Source organism: Corynebacterium sp. S7 (genome assembly GCF_054401105.1).
Map to the genome: position 1 here is coordinate 1,262,168 of NZ_CM136760.1, position 20,722 is coordinate 1,282,889.

The window sequence follows — 20,722 nt, forward strand, 5'->3', positions numbered from 1 at the left end:
GAACCGCACTCGGTACACTGTGACAAGTGTGCCTTTCGCGCACCCCTATGCTCGAGACAACTACAGGAGAATCATGACTGCGACTACAGCCCCATCCAGCGAAGGTAAGGTGTTCGACAAATCTGTCGGAGTGGCCGTGCTCGGCATGGGTACTGTCGGTACCGAGGTCCTTCGCCTTATCGCCGAGAACGGCAATGACTACGCCAACCGAATTGGCGGCAGGATTGAGCTCAAGGGCGTTGCTGTCTCGGATCTGTCCAAGCCACGTCCGGGAGTAGACCCAGCACTGCTTACCGACGACGCGGAGGCCCTGATCAAGCGCGATGACGTAGACATCGTCGTGGAAGTTATCGGTGGTATCGATTACCCGCGCAAGCTGATTCTGCAGGCTCTTAATGCTGGCAAGTCGGTAGTGACCGCGAACAAGGCACTTGTGGCAGCTCATGCCAGCGAGCTCGGTGAGGCAGCCGACGTTGCCGGCGTTGACCTCTACTTCGAGGCAGCCGTGGCAGCGGCCATTCCGGTCGTCGGTATGCTGCGTCGCTCCCTTGCAGGTGACCAGATCCAGCGCATCTCCGGCATTGTTAACGGCACTACGAACTTCATCCTGGACGCAATGGCAACCACCGGCGCGACCTACGAGGACGCACTGGCAGAGGCAACCCGCCTCGGCTACGCAGAGGCAGACCCAACCGCTGACGTTGAGGGCCACGATGCCGCCTCCAAGGCTGCGATCTTGGCGTCGCTGGGCTTCCACACTCGCGTCACCTTCGATGACGTGCACTGCGAGGGCATCACCAACATCACTGCAGAAGATATTTCCGCAGCGAGCGAGGCCGGCTACACCATCAAGTTGCTTGCCATTTGCAAGAAGCTTGTCGACGAGGACGGCAACAAGTCGGTCAACGCGCGCGTTCACCCGACCCTGGTTCCTAACGAGCACCCACTGGCAACGGTGGACAAGTCATACAACGCTATTTTCGTCGAAGCAGAAGCTGCAGGTCGTTTGATGTTCTATGGCAATGGTGCAGGTGGCGACCCAACTGCATCTGCTGTTCTCGGCGACCTAGTCGGCGCCGCCCGCAACAAGGTCCACGGTGGCCGCGCGCCAGGGGAGAACCCTTACGCGAACCTCCCAATCGCGGACTTTGGCGAGGTAACCACCCGCTACCACATTGATATGAACGTGGTTGACCGCCTGGGAGTGCTCTCGTTGATTGCGGATCACTTCGCAAAGGCTGGCATCTCGCTGCGCACCGTGCGCCAGGAAGAAGCAGAGGACGAAACCGTCGCACGCCTGATCGTGGTTACCCACGCGGCCCTAGAAAAGGACCTGCGCGCGATTGTTACCGAGCTCGAAGGCACCGAGGACGTGCTGGAAGTTCGTTCGGTCATTCGTCTTGACGTGTAGTGGTGTTAACAAGAAGTACAGGAGTAATCCGTGAGCAATGAGCTGAAGGTTGGTCTGAAAGCCACCGTGACCGTGCCTGGTTCCTCGGCGAACCTGGGCCCAGGCTTTGACACCTTGGGCTTGGCAGTGGGTATCTACGACACTGTCGAGGTAGAGGTCACCCAGTCGGGACTAGTCGTGGAAATCCACGGCGAAGGCGAAGACGACCTGCCCAAGGATTCCAGCCACCTAGTGGTCAAGGCTATTCGCTCCGGTCTCACCGCGGCGGGAGTGACGGTACCGGGGCTCAAGGTCACCTGTACCAACAACATTCCGCAGTCGCGCGGTTTGGGTTCCTCGGCTGCAGCGGCGGCTTCCGGTGTCGTCGCAGCGAATGCTCTTGCCGGTAGCCCACTGAACAATGATGAGATTGTACAGTTGGCCTCGGCATTTGAAGGCCACCCCGATAATGCGGCGGCTTCTGTTTTGGGCAATGCTGTTGTGTCCTGGACCGATATTCCTGTTGACGGTAAGTCTCAGCCGACCTACCGTGCCGTGGGCATTGACGTGCACAAAGACATTCGGGCTATTGCGCTTGTGCCTGACTTCCACGCCTCTACGGTAGCGGTGCGCCGCGTCTTGCCGGACCACGTAACTCACGTCGATGCACGCTTCAACGTTTCTCGCGTTGCAGTGATGACCGTGGCTTTGCAGCACCATCCGGAACTGCTCTGGGAGGGCACCCGCGATCGCCTGCACCAGCCTTACCGCGCCGACGTGCTGCCGGTAACGGCGGAATGGGTCAATCGCCTGCGTAACCGTGGTTACGCAGCCTACCTCTCAGGTGCGGGCCCCACCGTGATGATGCTGACCACCGAAGACGTCGATCCGAAGATCCTGGATCAGGCACGCGAGGATGGCCTGCGAGTCATGGAGCTTGAGGTGGCAGGGCCAATGCGCGTTGAGGTAACGGGGGCATAGGCCCAGCTCAGGGCTTTAGGAATCCTTTGCCTGAATCTCGACTGCGCACTGCTGCGCGTTTTTGAAAGGTAGGAGCTCAACCTTGACGCGGTGCCCGCCCGAGGAAGAGCTGCACGCGGTTTCTTCGAGGAATCCTCCGTGCACCGCGCAGACAAACGCGGAAGGTTTCTTGCCCGGCTCCGAGACAAAGGGGCAGGCGTTCAACGAGATTTCCGCGGAAGACTTCTTGGTTGAAGTGCCAGAAGTGTCAGATTCAATCGCAGGATCGAAGCCCATATCGCGGAGCCGATGAAACAACAGCGGGAGTGCATCCTGGACAGATTGCCAATCGCGATCATCCGCGCCCATCTTTTGCGCCCATTGCCGACCAATTGCGCGAGCCTGGTCCAAAGACTCCTCAGACAAGGGCGTGGAACCATTACCGGTGGAGTCGCCGTCCTGGGCGCTGTCGTCGAAAAGCGAAACTAGCACCTCGATGAGGTTGACGTACTCGTCGGCAATTGTTTGATTGTCGGGGACGCGGACGTGGAAGATCAGCGACGGGCGACCGCGGCCCTCGGCGGGTGCGGTGGTGACTCGGACGGCGCCTTTGAGGACGAGCTCGTCGAGGTGTCCACGGGCGGTGTTCACGTGCATGCCCAAATTGGCTGCGACGTCGGAGGCGCGGGCACCGCTGCCGTATTCCTGGAGCGTTGCTAAGACTTCAGCCTGCTTCGGGCTGAGCCGAAGCGACTCCGGGAAAAGCTCGGTCGCGGGGCGGGGAACACTCTGCTGCGTCATGGCAGACAGGACCTTTCAACTAAGAAATACTGTGGTTGGCCTCAGTACTTGAGGGGAAGCGCTGAGGGTGAACTGATATATTCAATGCTTTTGTTACGCACTCTACGATGGTTCCAGACTCTAACCCAAGTTCCAGGGCAGACTCTCGCGTCACTGGTACTGAAATCATCTGAGAATCCCCAGAATTTTCTGTGCTACCAAGTCTGACAAATACTGTCACCGCAGGCTGTCCTGGCGTGGTGTCGATGCTTTCAACGACACCGCGCCAAACATTTCGGGCTGACTCGTGTCCAGCTGCGGGACCAGTCTCAGGGCCGGAGGGCAATCGTAGAGTTGTCGCTGATGGCGCGAAGGTAGCAACGGTGGGCGTACCCGTCTTCAGGGCATCGGGTGAGATGCTTAGATCAATTAGTTTGCCGCGCACGGTGGTTCCATCTGCATTAAAACTAACTATGCCATCATTTACAGAGGTGATAATACCGGTTAGGCGGTTCAATCCGGAAATCCCCGCGACAAAACTATTGTGTGGCACCTCCAACTGAGCCTTCGTATCGCCTGAGCTAACCACCTGTCCGCGATCCATCACGATCAAATGCTCAGACAATCCAGCAATATCCAGCGGGTTATGAGTGATCAGCAAAGTCGTGCGGTCGGGCGCGATTGCACGCAGGACTTGGCGCCACGCACGCGCGGAGGCAACGTCCACGGCGGCCAGTGGCTCGTCGAGAATTAGCACGGACGGGCGCGCCGAAAGGGCTCTGACCAGCGCAACCTGTGCTGCCTGGCCCCCGGAGAGAGCAGGCACGGGGGTCTCGGCGAGCTCGTCTAACCCAGAGGCTCTCAAGAGCGCGCGTGCATAGTCTTCGTCGCCAGTGACCATGGTGATGGCACCTTTTACGGTCGTTGTCCGCGGCAGCCCCGGGCGTTGGGTAAGCAGCACGACGCCACGTTTGTGCGGGGGGAGCGGTTGCATACCAGGCTTATCGACGACCCGACCGCCTATTGTTACTTCTGCACCCGTCAGGCGCCCGGCGATTTGGCCCGCAAGGGTGGTTTTTCCCGAACCGTTCGGCCCGATAATGGCGGTAATCCGGTCGGCGGGGATCTCGGTGCCGTTAATGGTGATGCCCACTCCGGTAGTTTCCGGACGGGTCAGTTCTTTCAACGCCTGCGCATCGATGGTGCCCAGTGCAACCGGCGCAGGGGCGTGCTTCTTGCGAAACAGTGCTGGTATTGATGCAACAAGCAGGGACAAAACCGCCAAAGCGATGAGGATGGCGGACAGGGCGTAGGCCGCCTCCTGGTCGGTTTCGCGCTCGAGGTAGATTCCCAGTGACATGGTCCGTGTCACCCCAGGCATGGAGCCTGCGAAAGTCAAGGTAGTGCCAAATTCGCCGAGCGAGCGGGCAAACGCTAGACCTGCAGCGGTGGCAATAGAAGGTGCGATCGCTGGCAGGGTGATACGCCAAGCGATCTGGTTTGGAGTCAGGCCAATGCCGGCTGCGGAAGCGGGGATCTCTCGATCGATCTGGCGCAGCGCAGAATCGAGCGTGACCACCACAAAAGGCAACGCAATGAAGACATGGGCCGCCACCACCCCAGGAAACGCGAAGGCGAACTGAATGTTCAGGGCATCGAGTAGCGGTGCAAGGAGTCCGCGGCGACCAATCAGTGCAGTAAGCCCCAGACCTGCGACAACAGGAGGCATGGCCAAGGGCAAAAGGATAAGTAAGCGGACGATCCGGGCGCCACGACGCAGGTGCTGCACCCACATTGCCAGTGGTAAGCCCAGGGCCACGGTGACCAGAGTAGTGATCACGGCAGCACTCAGTGTGACCCGGAGGAGCTCGTGGGTAGTGGGGTCGGCGAGAATGTCACCGAGACGCGCCCAGGGCACTCGGATTCCCAGTGCTAAAACGGGTCCAAGAATCCATGCCAAAGCCACCACTCCCACGACAACAACAATGGTTGGGGCGGGAGCGGGGACAGGACGAGGCGTGCGCGACATGAGTTACTGCTAGGGGAGACTTTGGGGGGACTACTGAACAGGAGTGAAACCGTATTGCGCCCAGACATCTGACATCTCGGTGCCCATGATTACGTCAAAGAGCTTTTTAGCTTCTTCTGGCTGCTCAGAGTTGGTAGTCACAGCAACGACCAGGGAGTTCGGGAAGTTCTCTGCCTGTGGGATCTCAATGACTTCCACGTCTGCGCCTGCTGCTGCCGCATCGGTGCGGTAGACCCAGCCAGCGTCGGCCTCACCGGACGTCACCTTGCCCAATGTGTCGGAGACAGAGTGCTCGAGTGAGACCGGCTGGACATCAAGATTGTTGGCATCGATGAGTTTCTCCGAGACCGTGCCACACGGAACCTGAGGGTCACACAGCACGAGGTTCACATCTCCTTGGAGGTCTTCCACTGACTGAATACCAGCGGGATTACCAGCCGGAACAACCATCACCATCGAGTTGGTGGCCACAACCTCGGGATTTTCAACAGACCCATTCGCCATGGCCTTGTCCATGTTTTCCTGGTCAGCGGTGATCAAGATGTCAGCGGGAGCACCGTCTGCGAGCTGTTGGACAAGTGTCGACGAGCCGGCGTTGACAAATTCGATGTCCATGCCAGATTTCTGCACCAAATCGTCGTTAAGCACGCGTGTCGACGCGGCACCCATCACCGTTAGTGGCGTCGCGCTCGCCTCAGAGGTGGTCGCTGTGGCATCGGAGCCGGCAGAACTGTCGGAACTGCAACCGCTGAGCACGAGAACTGAGGCGAAAGCGATGGCACAGGCTGACGTGAGGCGACGCAACATTGGGAAATCCTTTACTTCGGAAATAGTGGGAACAATTGGCATAACACCTGTCATGGTAGCCAACTTAACCAAGCAAATCATAAGAATAACCCCCTTTACTTCCGCTTGCACGGAAGTAAAGGGGGAATAATGGTGAATTGGCGGGTTAGGCGCCGCGGGAGGGTGTTTCGTTGTTTCCGTCGAGCTGCTCGGTGTTGGAGCGGATTGGCTCCCACGCATCGTGGCGACGACGCGGGGTGGTGCGAGTATCGCGCGAGCGGTACACCACGTAGGGGCGACCAATATAGCCAACCGGCGCAGAGAAAGCGTGGACCAGGCGGGTAAACGGCCAGATAGCAATCAAAGTGAAGCCTGCAATGACGTGAACCTTGAACTCCCACGGAACATCCATCATCAGTTCGGGCTGCGGGTTAAATATCAGCAGTTGGCGCAGCCACGGTGAGATGGTCTCGCGGTAGTCGTAGCCGTGTCCTCCGCCGAAGAGCTGGAGAGAGACCGTGGCGAAAAATCCGGAGAGGATCGCCGCCGCCAAGAAGAGATACATCACCTTGTCAGAGCGCGAGGTGGCAAGAAAAACCGTGCGGTTGACGATGCGGCGGTACAACAAACCAGCCAGCCCGAGCACCACCATGACGCCGGCGATGGTGCCTGGGATTGTGGCGATCCAGTGGTAGGCGGTGTCACTGATCCCGATCGCGCGGGTCCACGTTTTGGGAATAGCCAGGCCCATCAAGTGGCCAACGATCACGAAAATGATGCCCCAGTGGAACAGTGGCGATGAGAGTCGCAGCAACTTGGATTCATAAATCTGCGAGGAATGGGTGGTCCAACCGAATTGGTCGGTACGCCAGCGCCAGAAGATTCCGATGAAGAAGGCGGCGATGCACAGCCACGGGTAAGCGACTCACAAGAATTCTTCAATGTTAAATGTGTTCATTGTTAGTCCTCAGTCCTGAGCAGTAGGGAAGGGAAGCTGTTGTACATCGATGCCCACCAACTCGGCCGGGGGCCCAGAGCGGATGAGTTCGACGTAGCGGTCGATGGTTTCTTCGTCGATTTGTGGCAATGCCATGCACACCGCTGTAATCACGTGCTGATAGGGGGAATCGACATTGCTGAGCGCAGAGCGCAACACCTCGATCCCGTCGCGGTGGCTGGAGACCATTTCCACGGCGAGATGGTGCTTGTTCTCGTCGGTAAGCGCCATTGCTTCAAGCAGCACGCAGAGGTGGTCCGGCAGCTCGTCGGAAATCTCTTCTAAACCCAAGCCCTCGAGCTGTTGGCGAAACGCCAAGATCGCTGTACCGCGCTGGCGGGTATCGCCCACGGCGTAGTAGGACAGAAACAACGAGCAACGCCGACGCTGGTCAAAGGTTTCCACGTAGTGCTCTTCCAAACCGCGACGTCCCATGCGACGTGCGGCCTCCAAGAAGATGTGCAGCTGCTCAGCGATCGGACCGGGCAGGTTATCCACGTTCGCGTCAACGGCCTGCTCAATCTCGGGTAAATCCTCACCCGGGTAGCGCAGCAGCAGCGAGGCGATCATGGCCACCACCCGGCGCTGCCTATCGCTTAAGCTCACCGGGGTGACGAGCGTCTCCGGAACGGTACCAATATAGGTGCGATTCATGCTCATTCGTCCCTCTTTGGCGGGAACATGGAATCCGGCCGGTCACCGCTCCACGAAAGCAGGCTGACCTTGCCGCCTTGGCTGTTTTCCGCTTCGGTGTGGCAGGCCGACGGCGCGCCTTCGCCGAGGTTAGGCAGGGTATCCATGCTCGATGGGTCGACGCCGCCAAATGGATCCATGCTGGAAATACCGCGCGGGGTTTCCGGCGATGCCGTCGGAATGACATAGCGATCGTCGTACTTGGCAATGGCCAGCAACCGGTACATTTCCTGGATTTTTTCACCCGTCATTCCGACGGCCTCAGCGATGCGTTCCTGGGGCTCGTCGCCAAGCGAAATGTCGCGCATGTAGGAGCGCATTGCTGCTAATCGACGAAGAGACAGCTCGACTGGAGCGGTATCTCCGGCTGTAAAGAGGCCAGCGAGGTACTCGAGTGGGATGCGCATATTCGAAATGGCCGACAACAAAATCTTGTGGTCCTCGCCGTCGTTGCCGGTGCTGGTCACAGAGTCCACAATCGGTGACAGTGGCGGGATGTACCAGACCATGGGCAGCGTGCGGTACTCGGGATGCAGGGGAAGTGCGACGCCGTACTTGAAAATCAGGTCATAGATCGGGGAAGCCTTAGCCGCATCCAACCAGGAGTGAGGGATGCCTGCCTTGACGGCTTCGCGGAAGACCTCGGGATCGTGCGGATCCAAAAAGAGGCTCTTTTGGGCTTCCAACAAGTCCTGTTCATTCGGAGTTGCGGCAACCTCGGCGACGCGGTCGGCGTCGTAAAGCAAAACACCGAGGTAGCGCAAGCGACCCACACACGTCTCCGAGCACACCGTTGGCTGGCCGACCTCGATGCGCGGGTAGCACAGCGTACATTTTTCGGCCTTGCCGGACTTGTGATTGAAGTAAACCTTCTTGTACGGGCAGCCCGAGACGCACATGCGCCAGCCACGGCACTGATCCTGGTCGACCAGCACGATGCCATCTTCGGAGCGCTTGTACATCGCGCCCGACGGACACGAGGAGACACACGTTGGGTTGAGGCAGTGCTCGCAGATACGGGGCAGGTAGAACAAGAAGGACTCTTCGATCTCGTGAGCCACATGCAGGTTCATTTGCTCCAGGATCGGGTCTTGATCCATGGTTGCAGAGCTGCCGCCGAGATTATCGTCCCAGTTAGAGGACCATTCCACCTTATTGATCGGCTTGCCGGTCAACTGCGACAAAGGTTGTGCGGTGGGCTGCGTCTTTTGCCCCTTCGGAGCAGACAAGAGCGCGTCGTACTCGTAGGTCCACGGCTCGTAGTAGTCGTCGATAGTTGGCATCTTCGGGTTGTGGAAGAGCGTAGCCAGCTTCTTCAACCGGCCACCGGAGCGAGGCTTGAGCTTGCCGTTGGATGTGCGGACCCAACCGCCTTCCCACTTGTCCTGGTCTTCCCAGCCGCGCGGGTAGCCCACACCGGGGCGAGTTTCCACGTTGTTGAACCACATGTATTCGGTGCCTTGGCGGTTTGTCCAGGCCTGCTTACAAGTCACAGAACACGTGTGGCAGCCAATGCACTTGTCCAGGTTCATGATCATGCCGATCTGAGCCATAACTCTCATTAGTATTGCACCTCCTGGGAGCGGCGACGGATACGCGTGACCTCGTCGCGGTTATTTCCGGTTGGGCCGATGTAGTTGAAGTAGTAGGACAGGTGCCCATACCCGCCGGCTACGTGAAGTGGCTTAATAGTGATGCGGGTCAGCGAGTTGTGCGTGCCGCCACGTCTGCCTGAGCGCTCATTCAGTGGGGTACCAACAGTGCGTTCCTGAGCGTGATTCATAATCGCGGTGCCCTCTGGGATGCGGTGGGAGACAATCGCTCGGGCAGAAACGACACCGTTGCGGTTGTACACCTCGATCCAGTCGTTGTCGGCCACACCAATCTTTGCGGCATCCTTATCCGACATCCAGACCACCTGGCCACCCCGAGAAATGGAGAGAAGATGCAGGTTGTCGAAGTACTGCGAGTGGATGGACCACTTGTTGTGCGGGGTGAGGTAGCGCACCGTGATCTCCGGATTGCCATCCTCACCTGCGACAGTCTGGCCAGGGGCGGTCTCACCATTGAGACGCAGACGATCTAGCGGTGGCTTAAACATGGGCAGTTGCTCGCCATAGTCGATGAACCAGTCATGATCCAGGAAGTAGTGCATGCGACCCGAGAGGGTGTTCCACGGTTTGCCCATGCGCACGTTCAGCGAGAACGCTGTGTAGCGCTTGCCGTCGCGTTTGTCGCCGGACCATTCCGGTGAAGTAATCACCTCTTGGGGGCGTTCCTTAATCTCGTCCCAGTTGATGCGCACGTCTTCGGTGCCCTCCCAAAACTCGCGGGTATCGGTGCCCATGAGGTCGCCGAGGCGCTCGAAACCATCCTTGGCCACCTCGCCGTTGGTCACACCCGAGAGGTGCATGATGGTTTGGGCAGCCTTGATATCAGTGCTGACCGAGGGGCGGTCGCCGGCGCTTTCCGTGTGCGTCTTGCCCAGCATAGAGTAGAGCTCGTCGACCTGTTTGCCCACGTTAAACGGCGTGCCGTGGACGTTACTGCCAGCCTTGGCGGTCAGCGGACCAAACGTCATCCACTTTTCGTAGACCTTGGTGTAGTCACGCTCGACAGGCACAAGCTGCGCCATGGTCTGACCAGGCACAAGCCCGACTTCCTTGACATCCGGGACGATGCCGTTAGCCATCAGCGGGTTGATCTCATCTGGAGAATCATGGTTTATGGGCTTGGCCACAATGTCGGTCTGGGTTCCCAGCCACTTCACGGACATCCGCGATAGTGCATCGGCGAGGTCGCGGAAGACCTCGAAGTCAGTGCGTGCCTCCCATGGTGGGTTGATCGCCGCGTTGAAGGGGTGCATGAACGGGTGCATATCCGTCGAAGAAATATCGTGCTTCTCGTACCAGGTAGCGGCAGGTAACACGATGTCAGAGACCAAGGTTGTTGAGGTATTACGGAAGTCCGTGGTCATCATCAGATCCAACTTGCCGTGCGGTGCTTCATCGCGCCAGCGGATGGTCTTTGGACGCTCGCCCTCTTTGAGCTCCTCAGCAGAGGCATCCGAATCAACGCCGAGCATATGACGCAGGAAGAACTCGGTGCCCTTGGCAGAGGACCCCATCAGGTTGGTGCGCCAGTTCAGCAAGATGCGTGGCCAGTTTTCCTGTGCATCTGGGTCCTCGGCCGCGAATTCCATGCGCCCGCTTTCTAGCTCTTTGACAATGTAGTCTTTGACGTCCATGTTCTTGGCGGCGGCTTCGTCGGCAAGCAAAAGCGGGTTGCGGTTGAACTGTGGGTACGACGGCATCCACCCGCGCTTCATGGACTCCACAAGAGTTTCCGAGAGCAGCTTGTCGTCGGCGACACCGTGCTTGGCCAGTGGGGAGGCCATGCGCGAAGCCTTGGAATTGTCGTAGCGCCACTGGGAGGTGGTCAGGTAGTAGAAGCCAGTGGTGATCATCTGGCGCGGCGGGCGGTTCCAGTCATTGGCGAAGGCGTACTGACCCCAACCGTTTTGAGGGCGCAGTTTCTCCTGGCCCACATAGTGTGCCCAGCCGCCACCGTTGACACCTTGAGTGCCGCACATGGAAGTCAGAGCCAGGAAGGTGCGGTAGATGGAATCGGCATTGACATAGTGGTTCACGCCAGCACCCATGATGATCTGCGAGCGACCCTTGGAGTCCGCGGCGTTCTGCGCGAACTCGGTTGCAATGCGCTCGACCTGGGCGGTAGGTACGCCGGTGCGTTCTTCGGCCCAGGCAGGAGTGCCTACCTCGGTGGCATCGTTGAAATCTGCAGGCCATGAACCTGGCAGGTTGAGCTCGGGGCGATTGACACCGTAATGCGCGAGCAAGATGTCAAAGACGGTGGCGACCTTGCGGCCATTGACCACGCGGTAGGGGACACCGCGGTGCACAATGCCGGCTCCGATGGGGCCGTCGGAATCCAGATCTTCCTCGGAGGCATCTAGATCGAAGCGAGGCATGAGGATCTCAGCGGTGCCTTCCACTCCAGCATCCGCGACCGAGATGATCGGTGCGACACCGTCATGGTTGAGGTTCCAGCGACCAGGTTCCGTTTTGTAGTGGTCGGCCAGTGTTCCACCTGGGTCGACGATCTTTCCGTCGGCCTCCATGTTTAACAAGCGGTAGTTCGCGTTATCTTGACTTGGCAGGGTGGCCAGGGACTCGTCGTCAAGCTTGTCGGCGGTGAGGAACTTGCCTGCCGTAACGGTGCCATCTTCGTTTTCATCAAGTGTGACGAGGAACGGCGAGTCCGTGTACTTCAACATGTAATCAATGAAGTACGGGGTGCGCTGCGCGACGTGGAACTTCTTCAAGATGACATGTCCCATGGCGAAGGCCAGGGCGCCGTCCGCGCCGGTGGAAATGCGGACCCACTCGTCGGCGAACTTCGCGGCGTCGTTGTAATCGGGGGAGACCGAGACAATCTTGGTGCCTTTGTAGCGGACCTCGGCCATGAAGTGTGAGTCCGGGGTGCGGGTGACCGGAATGTTGGAACCCCACATCATCAGGTACGAGGAGTTGTACCAGTCGCCGGACTCCGGCACGTCGGTCTGATCGCCGAAGGTCTGCGGGGAAGCGGGCGGGAGGTCTGCATACCAGTCGTAGAAGGAGAGCTGCATGCCACCAATCAAGCCTAGAAAGCGCGTGCCGGAAGCATAAGAGACCTGCGACATTGCAGGGATAACAGTAAAACCAGCAATGCGATCCGGGCCCCACTGGCGAATGGTGTACACGTGCGCGGCCGCTGCCATCTCAATGGCTTCGTTGTAATCAATGCGTACCAGCCCACCCTTGCCGCGCTGAGACACATAGGCTTCGCGCTTCTTCGGGTCCTCTTGGATGTCGCGCCACGCTAGAACTGCGTCGCCGTCATGTTTTTGTTTCGCTTCACGGAACATATCGACGAGCACCCCGCGCGCATAGGGATAGCGGATGCGCGTGGGCGAGTAGGTGTACCAAGAGAAGGAGGCGCCGCGTGGGCACCCGCGTGGTTCATATTCCGGCATGTCAGGCCCGGTGGTGGGGTAATCCACTGCTTGGGACTCCCACGTGATCACTCCGTCTTTGACGTAGACCTTCCAGGAACAGCTACCGGTGCAGTTCACGCCGTGTGTGGAACGCACCATCTTGTCGAATGACCAGCGGTTGCGGTAGAACACATCGGCCTGGCGTCCACCTTTGAGGAAGATTTGCTGCCCGGATTCAGTGGTATCACCCTTGCGGACGTATCCACCAAGGCTAAAAAGCAGGTTGTCCGCAGACGACGCTTGGTGTGTTGTGGCCATTGAGGAGCTCCTTTTTGAAGTAGTGATTGAAAGCGGACTATCCCGGGAACGGCGCGTTCGGGCGTGCGTAGTTCACCCAGGCGATCACGGCGGCGATGATGAAGAACACCACGCAGCCCCAGAAGAATGTGGCCGGTGCCACGAGTGAAAGCAGGATGCCCACGATGAATGGGCCAAAGGCTCCTACCGCACCGGTCCAGCCGATTACGCCACCTGATTGGCGCTTCGGGAAGATCATGGGCATCTGCTTGAAGGAACCGGCGTTTACCAGCCCGGAGAAGAACGCCATAATGATCATCATGGTGAAGAACCAATTGAATTGATCCGGGGAGGTGGGGTTCAAAAATAGTGCGGCGGCACCGGTAAACACAGCCATGCCGACAAGCCCAATAAACGTCCAGATCGCACCCCCGAACTTGTCGCACAGCGGGCCCCAGAGTGCACGAGTGGCTGCGCCGACGAGTGGGAAGAGGAAAGCCCATGCAGCACCGCGGGGGAGATCCTCGGTGGGCACAGTATCGGCGAATTGGGAGGTGATGCCGAAGGTGTTGTTAATCAGCAGTGCCAGCTGGGCCGAGAATCCCGCGAAGGCACCGAAGCCTGCGAGGTAGATGATGGTCATGAACCAGGTGTTCTTGTTGCCAAAGATGTCGATCTGCTGGCGGAAGTTTGCCTTGACTGGAACGTCTTTGAGCTGGGTCCACGCGATAATGGACATGATGATGGTCCACGGGACCAACACGATGGCGGGGTTGTAAACGTAGAGGGCTTCGCCTGTTTCATGGGAACGAGTTGGTGCCACAAACCCGATGCCCAGAAGAGTAAAGCCCATCAACCACGGGCTGACCAGCTGGATAAAGGACATACCCAGGTTGGACAGGCCTGCCTGCAGGCCCAGTGCCGTGCCCGACTTCGATTTGGGGAAGAAGTAGCCGGTAGATGGCATGAAACCAGAGAACACGCCACCGCCGATGCCCGCGAGGAAGGAAAGCACCAACAGCGTTGTGAAGGAGGTGGTGTTGTACTGCACGGCGAAGAACCAGCCGAACATGGGAATCAGGAACAAAAGCGCCGAAAAGGAGACAAGCTTGCGTGTACCAATAATTGGTGGCAAGAACATGAACCCTAGGCGGAATAGGCCCGCGGAGAGTCCAGGGACCGCGGTAATCCAGTAGAGCTGGCTTTGGGAGAGGTTAAAGCCAATCTGGTTGAGCATCGGCGCGATTGCCGAGACCACGTACCACGTACAGAAGCCGATAAAGAGTGTGATCGTGGTGATCCAGAGGGTCTTCCAGGCGATCTTGGAATCCCAGTGATCGGGATCTTCTGGGTCCCAGCCATGCAGTACCCGTTGTGAAGTATCTAGCTGCGTCATATCACTTTCCTCAATGGTGGAATCGTTAAAGAATGTGGATCTCTAATGTGACGCAGTTCTTAAACCATTCAATAGAAACCGCGTCTTGCTCAATACGTTAACGGTATATCCTCAGGTTATCTTGTTTTATACGATCTTTTTCGTTCTATATAACGGCACGGGAATGTGATGTAAATATGTCAACAAAAGTTTTGCACAACACACCATGAAAGATAGGCAACAATAATGGAACCATTGACGGGCTCGGCTCCGGCACAAGCGGCTGTGATCGTTGTCTCGGACCGAATTTGCGCCGGCGAGCGCACAGATAAGGCCTCTCCCGTGGCGGTGGAACTCCTCGAGCGTGCGGGGTTTGAGGTTGTGCCGGTTGCGGTGATTAATGAGGGTTTCGATGATGTATCCCGCGCCCTGGCTGGAGCCATTAGTGCCGGTAACCGCCTCGTGGTTACGTGCGGGGGTACCGGCGTGGGGGCACGCAACCTTACCCCGGAGGCAACACTGGGCATTATTACGACCCGGCTGCAAGGTTTGGAAAACCAAATTCTTTTTGAGGGATTGAAAAACTCGGCCCACGCCGGACTATCCCGCGGAATAGTGGGTTTGACCTCGAGGGAAGCGGACGGCGTGCTCATTGTCAACGCGCCAAGTTCGCCTGGCGGAGTCAAGGATTCACTGTCCGTCATCACTTCCGTGTGGCTAAATATTCAGGAAAGATTGGGCAATTAGAGCATGCAATGAGAATATTTGCGAAAACCAATTATTCTGCGAACGGAAATTGTACACTCAGTGCAAGAAGTTCCTGGCAACACGATGGCCGCCCTTTTGGCTTACAGCTCCACCTCGCCGAGGATGCCTAACTCCCCGGCGGTGTCGTAATCTGTTTCGCGGCCATCGCCGGGAACTTCTGCCAACGTTTTTGCAGCATGAATTAATTTTTTGGCCGCTTTGTCGCGCGGAGATCCCAATGTTTGAAGCGCTCGTCGCAAAGCATCTGCCCGCCACAGCGCGCACAGCGGTTGCAGCCGCCCATCGTTGACAACAACAGCACATTCGCTTGACGACGATTCCAGCGCCTCGTAGAGCGACTGCATCAACCCGGCCGAGGCCGGCGCATCTACCGCAAGCACGGCGATGAACTCATTGCTGAGGTGCGCACTGCCCGCGGCTATTCCCGCGACCGGGCCACCGAACGGCGGGTCCTCGCTGACCGAGGGTATTCCGAGATCGAAAGGCGAGACCACCACGTGTGGGGTGCCTTTTGGCAGGGAGGCCACAAGGGTATCGACGAGGCGGACACCGTTGAGGCGGACCTGCGCTTTATCGGCGCCCATGCGCGTGGAGCGGCCACCGGCGAGCACAATCACGCCGATATCGGGGGCACTCACTTCGGTAACTCCCGGGACCAGTCGCCTGATCGGCCACCTGATTTTGCCACGATGCCCATTCGGCGGATCATTGCGGAGCGATCCACGCCTTTCACCATGTCGATCACGGCCAGGGCCGCGACGGAGACGCTGGTGAGCGCCTCCATCTCTACGCCGGTGCGATCCGCAGTGCGGACGGTGGCCTCGATGAACACGTGGTCCTCGCGAAGTTCCAAGTCCACTTTGGCTCCGTGGACCCCGATGGTGTGGGCCAAAGGTAAAAGATCGGGGACCTTCTTCGCCGCCGAGATACCGGCAATGCGCGCAACTGCAAGCACATCACCCTTGGGAACGGTGCCGTCGCGCAGAGCCTGCATCACATCGGGGGAGCAGGCCACTTCCCCTTGCGCCGTGGCGGAGCGAACCGTTGGTATTTTCTCGGTCACGTCAACCATGTAGGCCTGACCAGACTCGTTGAGGTGTGTGAATTTCATGGAATCTCCTTAAGCTCGAATCAGAAGAACGGTGGCGGTTTCTGGTGTTTTCGTGTCCTCTGTGTGCTCCATGATGGCCAAGCCGTCTGTGTCGGACAGGGAGCCGACCAAGTGCGATCGGGCGCCATCTTTCGCGAACGCGCTCGCCGTGATCTGCGCGCCGGAGTAATTCAGTCGTACTGGTACGACAAGTGTGTTCGGGGCTTTCACCTGGGGGAAGTCGCCATCGATGCGTGCGATCACCCGCGCTCGGTCGGAGATGGATGTCGGTTGAGGGAAGCCGGCGGTGGCGCGGAGCAGCGGTGCAACATAGAGGTGAAAGGAATTAAACGCGGCGACAGGATTGCCGGGAAGACACACCAGGGCAGTTCCGTTCCATGTTCCCATGCCTTGAGGCGCGCCGGGGCGTTGTGCCACAGGCCCGAACCACATGTGTTCGGATGCGCCGGTAACCGCTCTGACCACATCGAAGGCGCCCACCGAGACCCCACCCGAGGTGATCACAATGTCGGCGACTTCAGCGGCGTGGTTCAGGACCTGCAAGAACTCTTCATTGCTATCGCCCACTTGGAATTCGTGGACCTCGGCGGCGCCATTCGCGCGGGCCAAAGCGGCGAGCATTGGCCTATTCGAGTCCGGGATTTGGTAGTCAGTTGCTACCGCTGCCGTTTCGGCGAGCTCCTCACCAGTAGAAATAACGGCCACCGTGGGCGCGGCGTACACGTCCACCGTCTCCACACCGAGTGAGATCAGGGCGGCAAGGGTGCCGGCATCGATACGGGTTCCAGGCTTTGCGACGACATCTCCTTCAACCACGTTGCTGCCTCGGAGACGGATATTTGTCCTGGTGTGATCAACGGAATTAATAGTCACCGTACTGGGAAGCGGAACTGGCCCACGGTCAATGTTGGTTTTTTCCACGGGTACGACGATCAGGTCGTCGATCTCGGGAACCGGTGCACCTGTCATGATCCGGGCCGCGGTTCCTGCAGGGAAATGCTCAGGTGTGGCACCGGCAGGGATGTCGGCGTGAACTGGGAGCTGCCACGGGCCTGAGCCGGCTAGGTCTGCTGCGCGAACAATGAAACCGTCCATCGCAGAATTACTAAACGGCGGAACTGCCCGGCGCGCGATAGCCTCTGTAGCCAAAACGGTGCCCACTGCGTCCTTGACTGCGACATCGCGAGTGACCTGTCGGTGAGCCAGGGAGAGCACGGCAGCGAGGTGCTCATCGATGGTGCGTGCTTTGTGTGCGCTAGAGCTGTAAGCAGAGGGAGCCTTGTGAGCCATGGTGGAAACTCTAGCCACCAATGGCAGACATTGGTCGATCAGGCTGGAGGAATCCCTCGTCGTCAATGCCATGCCCTGGCTTTTTCAGCCACATTGTTCCGGCCCAGGCTTGGGCGAGTTCCTCGTCGGACGCGCCCGCGCGCATCAAGTCACGCAGCGAGGTCTCTGCCTCCTGGGAGGAGAACAAGCAGCTGCGCACGGCGCCGTCGGTTGTAAGGCGGGTGCGGTCGCAGTCGCCACAAAAAGGATGAGTCACACTTGCGATGACACCAATGGTTCCGTGGAGCTCTGCGTTGGCAGCCTCCCACAACGCCGCGGGTGCGGAGCCGCGGGGCGCTTGTGCCGGCTGCAGGTCGAATTCGCGGCCGAGACGTTCCAAGATCTCCTCGGCGGTGACCATATCTTCGCGTTTCCACTGCTCGCGGGGGCCAAGCGGCATTTGTTCAATGAAGCGCAGCTGTGCACCCTTTGCTAAGGCGAAGCAAGCCAAGTCAACGAGCGAATCCTCGTTAACTCCAGGCATAACAACCGCGTTGATCTTCACGGGGTTCAGGCCTGCTTGGGTAGCGGCATCGATCGCGGCAAACACATCTGCGATGCGATCACGCCTGGTCAGTGCGAGATATTGCTCGGGATCAATGGTATCAAGGGAAATGTTCACCCTGTCGAGGCCAGAATCAGCAAGGTGCTGGGCTTTGCGTACCAGGCCCAGACCGTTGGTGGTCATGGCTGTGTCGGGGGCTACGCCTTCGTCGGTACGCATCTTTTTCGTTGCGGCGAGAATCTTATCCAAGTTCTTGCGCAAGAGGGGCTCGCCGCCGGTGAAGCGCACCATTCGGATACCGAGCATTTCCACGCCGATGCGAATCAGGCGGATTGTTTCGTCGTCTGTGAGCGTGAGATCGGTAGGGATCCACTCCAGTCCTTCCGCGGGCATGCAATAGGTACAGCGCAGATTGCACCGATCGGTGAGGCTGACGCGTAGGTCATGGGCGACGCGACCATATTTATCTACTAACGCACGGGTGCCATCGGCAAACGCCGGTGGGAGATCCTCGGGAGCTGAGTAGCCCGCACTCGGCGCTGTGCGCGCCGGAGCTGGAGACTGCAAGGGAAGAGGAATCCGTGTGAGAGAGCTTTTGGTCATGGTGCCATCATCCTACGAGGTGGTCCTGAAAATGCCAAGGGTTAAACGCGGAGTTTTCCGGAATTAAGGCTTGCCTTTCTGAAGCTCGTTTGGGTCAGCGGGATGAGAGCGATTACCTGGCCCCTTCAGCGCGATAACATCAAAGTCGCCGTCCCTGAGATGTTTGCGCAGGTCCTTCTTGTCAAACTTGCCCACCGACGTTTTATCGATGGAGCGCACAAAGGTCCAATACTCCGGCAACATCCAGGCGGGAAGCTCCTTGCGCAGGCGGTCGCGCAGCTCCTCGGCCATTTCCTCGCTAGGTCCATGTTCTTCATAAAGCACGGTAACGGCCAGTGGACGCTCACCCCACTTCTCATCGGGGTAGCCGATCACGGCACACTCAACGACTTCGGGGGAGGCCATGATGAGGTTTTCCAGCTGCACGGAATAGATCCACTCGCCACCAGACCTAATCACATCGCGTGCCCGGTCGTACAGGGTAAGGAAGCCGTCGGCGGATACAGAACCGACATCGCCGGTGCGCAGCCAGCCGTCGGCGGTAAACAGCTCCTCGCCGTCATTGACCTCGACACCGCGGAACGAGGCTGCAGATGCACCGTTATCTTCCGCGGGCGAGTGGTAGTAGCGAGCGGTGACCATGTTGCCGCGCACCTGGATTTCACCTTGGTTCATATCGGTGGCGCGCACGACCTTTCCGTCGTTGACCACGCGGTATTCGAAGGAAGGCATGAACCTGCCCTGAGAAATCCGGTACGCCCAACGTGCCTCACCGGATGCACCTGATGGTGGCCGTGCCACCGTGCCCACCGTGGTGGTTTCTGTCATGCCCCAGGCATGAATCACATCCACGCCGTAGCGTTCCTCCCACATCTTCACCAAGGCAGGGGGAGCAGGGGAGCCACCGACGTAGATTTCGGTGAGACTCATGCGCTCTGGCGGGTGGTTGTTGTAGTGCACCATCAGCTGAATCCAAATGGTGGGCACACCGTGAGCAACACGCGGATGCGTCGCAGCAATCAACGCGGCCAGTGTCGGGGCAGAGACATCGGAATCCGGCAGCACCATAGGCGTGCCCGACATGAACGCTGCAAAAGGAACACCCCAACTCAAGACGTGATAGATGGGGATACAGCAGAGGAAGGATTCTCCATGCGTAATCGCCAGGGAGTCGGTCGAGCGCAGCGACATCGCCGAGAGCCAAATAGCGCGGTGGGAATACACAACCGCCTTGGGAGCACCAGTGGTGCCCGTCGAGTAGCACATTGCGGCAGCGGTTTGCTCTGGTAACTCAGGCCAGTCATAAACAGTGGACTGGCCATCAAGCAGGGCTTCGTAAGAGTAAAGGTCGATGCGATCCGGAAACAGATCCCGGAACTCGTCGATAGGCGAGAGTCCTGTAATTGCGATGACGCGCACTTTCGGGCAATCCGCGACCACCGTCGCGGCCTTGTCTGCCAAACGCGGGTCGATGACGATGACCTCGGCCTCAGAATGGTTGAGGATGTAGGAGATCTGATCATCCATTAGCTGCTTATTCACCGGGGCAAACACGGCACCCTTGGACGCCACCGCGAACATGACCTCGAGGTGCTCCGCGCAGTTGTACATCATGGTAGACACACGCTGATCACCATCAATGCCAAGTTTGTCGTGCAAAGCGTGTGCAAAGGCCCCGGCCCTGGCTGCAATATCGCGGAAGGTGCATTCCTCGGCGGAATCGGTCCGCCACGTAGTCACCTTCGTGGAACTATGAACCGTGGAACCGTATTCCAAGATCCTGGCGATCGACATCGGGATGTCTTGCATGGTCGAGAGCATGGGCCCTACTTTAGCTGGGAATGGGAAGAGGGGGACCAAAAGTGGGGGTCGAAAACACACCTTTGAAACTTGTCCGCTACACTAGCCTCCAAGATCGACGGGTACGGATCTGAACTGGACTTCATGTACTGGACTAAAGTATCCGCGGATTATCTCCAGCCATTCGACGGCGGACCTCGCGTGCCCCGCGGAGGGAAACGATCTTCTTTCTATATTTTGCTTTTGTTACCGAGGTACTTGAATCCCTGGAAACACAAAGTTTTATCTCTGCCCGTCTGG

General features: G+C 58.5%; 16 protein-coding genes. 3 read left to right on the forward strand and 13 right to left on the reverse strand.

Annotated elements, in window-relative coordinates; translation table 11 throughout:
- Nucleotides 1-73 precede the first annotated feature (73 nt).
- Nucleotides 74-1,411, forward strand: a complete 1,338-nt coding sequence (locus ACXZ66_RS06105) for a homoserine dehydrogenase (RefSeq protein ID WP_458751000.1) — start codon at nucleotides 74-76, stop codon at nucleotides 1,409-1,411.
- Nucleotides 1,412-1,441: 30 nt separating this feature from the next.
- Nucleotides 1,442-2,371, forward strand: a complete 930-nt coding sequence (gene thrB, locus ACXZ66_RS06110) for a homoserine kinase (protein ID WP_458751001.1) — start codon at nucleotides 1,442-1,444, stop codon at nucleotides 2,369-2,371.
- 15 nt (nucleotides 2,372-2,386) lie between these two features.
- On the opposite strand, the gene ACXZ66_RS06115 is transcribed toward thrB, so the two are convergent.
- From ACXZ66_RS06115 to ACXZ66_RS06150, 8 genes are all read right to left on the reverse strand, one after another.
- Complete coding sequence (locus ACXZ66_RS06115) at nucleotides 2,387-3,151, reverse strand: helix-turn-helix transcriptional regulator (protein WP_458751002.1); 765 nt, start codon at nucleotides 3,149-3,151, stop codon at nucleotides 2,387-2,389.
- Between the two features lie 19 nt (nucleotides 3,152-3,170).
- On the reverse strand, nucleotides 3,171-5,159 hold the full coding sequence (locus ACXZ66_RS06120; protein ID WP_458751003.1) for an ATP-binding cassette domain-containing protein: 1,989 nt from the start codon (nucleotides 5,157-5,159) through the stop codon (nucleotides 3,171-3,173).
- A 30-nt stretch (nucleotides 5,160-5,189) separates the two neighbouring features.
- Nucleotides 5,190-5,966 (reverse strand): molybdate ABC transporter substrate-binding protein, encoded by a 777-nt coding sequence (gene modA / locus ACXZ66_RS06125; RefSeq protein WP_458751293.1) that lies wholly within the window; start codon nucleotides 5,964-5,966, stop codon nucleotides 5,190-5,192.
- A 145-nt stretch (nucleotides 5,967-6,111) separates the two neighbouring features.
- Nucleotides 6,112-6,855, reverse strand: coding sequence for a respiratory nitrate reductase subunit gamma (gene narI / locus ACXZ66_RS06130; protein ID WP_458751295.1), 744 nt, complete (start codon nucleotides 6,853-6,855; stop codon nucleotides 6,112-6,114).
- 57 nt (nucleotides 6,856-6,912) lie between these two features.
- On the reverse strand, nucleotides 6,913-7,596 hold the full coding sequence (narJ, locus tag ACXZ66_RS06135; protein ID WP_458751297.1) for a nitrate reductase molybdenum cofactor assembly chaperone: 684 nt from the start codon (nucleotides 7,594-7,596) through the stop codon (nucleotides 6,913-6,915).
- A 2-nt stretch (nucleotides 7,597-7,598) separates the two neighbouring features.
- Complete coding sequence (narH, locus tag ACXZ66_RS06140; protein WP_458751004.1) at nucleotides 7,599-9,197, reverse strand: nitrate reductase subunit beta; 1,599 nt, start codon at nucleotides 9,195-9,197, stop codon at nucleotides 7,599-7,601.
- The gene (locus tag ACXZ66_RS06145; RefSeq protein WP_458751005.1) at nucleotides 9,197-12,952 is read right to left on the reverse strand and encodes a nitrate reductase subunit alpha; all 3,756 of its coding nucleotides are present in this window, start codon (nucleotides 12,950-12,952) and stop codon (nucleotides 9,197-9,199) included. The genes narH and ACXZ66_RS06145 overlap by 1 nt, the downstream gene beginning before the upstream one ends.
- A gap of 37 nt (nucleotides 12,953-12,989) precedes the next feature.
- The gene (locus ACXZ66_RS06150) at nucleotides 12,990-14,327 is read right to left on the reverse strand and encodes a nitrate/nitrite transporter (protein WP_458751006.1); all 1,338 of its coding nucleotides are present in this window, start codon (nucleotides 14,325-14,327) and stop codon (nucleotides 12,990-12,992) included.
- A 225-nt stretch (nucleotides 14,328-14,552) separates the two neighbouring features.
- Here ACXZ66_RS06150 and ACXZ66_RS06155 point away from each other — a divergent pair, with 225 nt between their 5' ends.
- Nucleotides 14,553-15,053 carry a molybdopterin-binding protein gene (locus tag ACXZ66_RS06155; protein WP_458751007.1) on the forward strand — a complete coding sequence of 167 codons (501 nt, stop codon included), beginning with the start codon at nucleotides 14,553-14,555 and terminating at the stop codon, nucleotides 15,051-15,053.
- 101 nt (nucleotides 15,054-15,154) lie between these two features.
- Here the strand turns inward: ACXZ66_RS06155 and mobA are convergent, their stop codons facing one another.
- The 5 genes from mobA to ACXZ66_RS06180 all read right to left on the reverse strand — a co-directional run bounded on the left by mobA (nucleotide 15,155) and on the right by ACXZ66_RS06180 (nucleotide 20,443).
- A complete protein-coding gene (gene mobA, locus ACXZ66_RS06160; protein ID WP_458751008.1) occupies nucleotides 15,155-15,712 on the reverse strand; it encodes a molybdenum cofactor guanylyltransferase in 558 nt (185 codons plus the stop codon).
- The gene (gene moaC / locus ACXZ66_RS06165; protein ID WP_458751009.1) at nucleotides 15,709-16,185 is read right to left on the reverse strand and encodes a cyclic pyranopterin monophosphate synthase MoaC; all 477 of its coding nucleotides are present in this window, start codon (nucleotides 16,183-16,185) and stop codon (nucleotides 15,709-15,711) included. The genes mobA and moaC overlap by 4 nt, the downstream gene beginning before the upstream one ends.
- Before the next feature lie 9 nt (nucleotides 16,186-16,194).
- Complete coding sequence (locus tag ACXZ66_RS06170) at nucleotides 16,195-17,475, reverse strand: molybdopterin molybdotransferase MoeA (protein WP_458751010.1); 1,281 nt, start codon at nucleotides 17,473-17,475, stop codon at nucleotides 16,195-16,197.
- Between the two features lie 10 nt (nucleotides 17,476-17,485).
- A complete protein-coding gene (gene moaA, locus ACXZ66_RS06175; RefSeq protein WP_458751011.1) occupies nucleotides 17,486-18,622 on the reverse strand; it encodes a GTP 3',8-cyclase MoaA in 1,137 nt (378 codons plus the stop codon).
- A 63-nt stretch (nucleotides 18,623-18,685) separates the two neighbouring features.
- Nucleotides 18,686-20,443 (reverse strand): long-chain fatty-acid--CoA ligase, encoded by a 1,758-nt coding sequence (locus ACXZ66_RS06180; RefSeq protein ID WP_458751012.1) that lies wholly within the window; start codon nucleotides 20,441-20,443, stop codon nucleotides 18,686-18,688.
- Between the last annotated feature and the right edge of the window lie 279 nt (nucleotides 20,444-20,722).

Coding starts and splice junctions, on each gene's coding strand:
- ACXZ66_RS06105 (WP_458751000.1), top strand. CDS start 74: ATGACTGCGACTACAGCCCCATCCAGCGAAGGTAAGGTGTTCGACAAA.
- ACXZ66_RS06115 (WP_458751002.1), bottom strand. CDS start 3,151: ATGACGCAGCAGAGTGTTCCCCGCCCCGCGACCGAGCTTTTCCCGGAG.
- ACXZ66_RS06120 (WP_458751003.1), bottom strand. CDS start 5,159: ATGTCGCGCACGCCTCGTCCTGTCCCCGCTCCCGCCCCAACCATTGTT.
- modA (WP_458751293.1), bottom strand. CDS start 5,966: ATGTTGCGTCGCCTCACGTCAGCCTGTGCCATCGCTTTCGCCTCAGTT.
- narJ (WP_458751297.1), bottom strand. CDS start 7,596: ATGAATCGCACCTATATTGGTACCGTTCCGGAGACGCTCGTCACCCCG.
- narH (WP_458751004.1), bottom strand. CDS start 9,197: ATGAGAGTTATGGCTCAGATCGGCATGATCATGAACCTGGACAAGTGC.
- ACXZ66_RS06145 (WP_458751005.1), bottom strand. CDS start 12,952: ATGGCCACAACACACCAAGCGTCGTCTGCGGACAACCTGCTTTTTAGC.
- ACXZ66_RS06150 (WP_458751006.1), bottom strand. CDS start 14,327: ATGACGCAGCTAGATACTTCACAACGGGTACTGCATGGCTGGGACCCA.
- ACXZ66_RS06155 (WP_458751007.1), top strand. CDS start 14,553: ATGGAACCATTGACGGGCTCGGCTCCGGCACAAGCGGCTGTGATCGTT.
- moaC (WP_458751009.1), bottom strand. CDS start 16,185: ATGAAATTCACACACCTCAACGAGTCTGGTCAGGCCTACATGGTTGAC.
- ACXZ66_RS06170 (WP_458751010.1), bottom strand. CDS start 17,475: ATGGCTCACAAGGCTCCCTCTGCTTACAGCTCTAGCGCACACAAAGCA.
- moaA (WP_458751011.1), bottom strand. CDS start 18,622: ATGACCAAAAGCTCTCTCACACGGATTCCTCTTCCCTTGCAGTCTCCA.
- ACXZ66_RS06180 (WP_458751012.1), bottom strand. CDS start 20,443: ATGCTCTCGACCATGCAAGACATCCCGATGTCGATCGCCAGGATCTTG.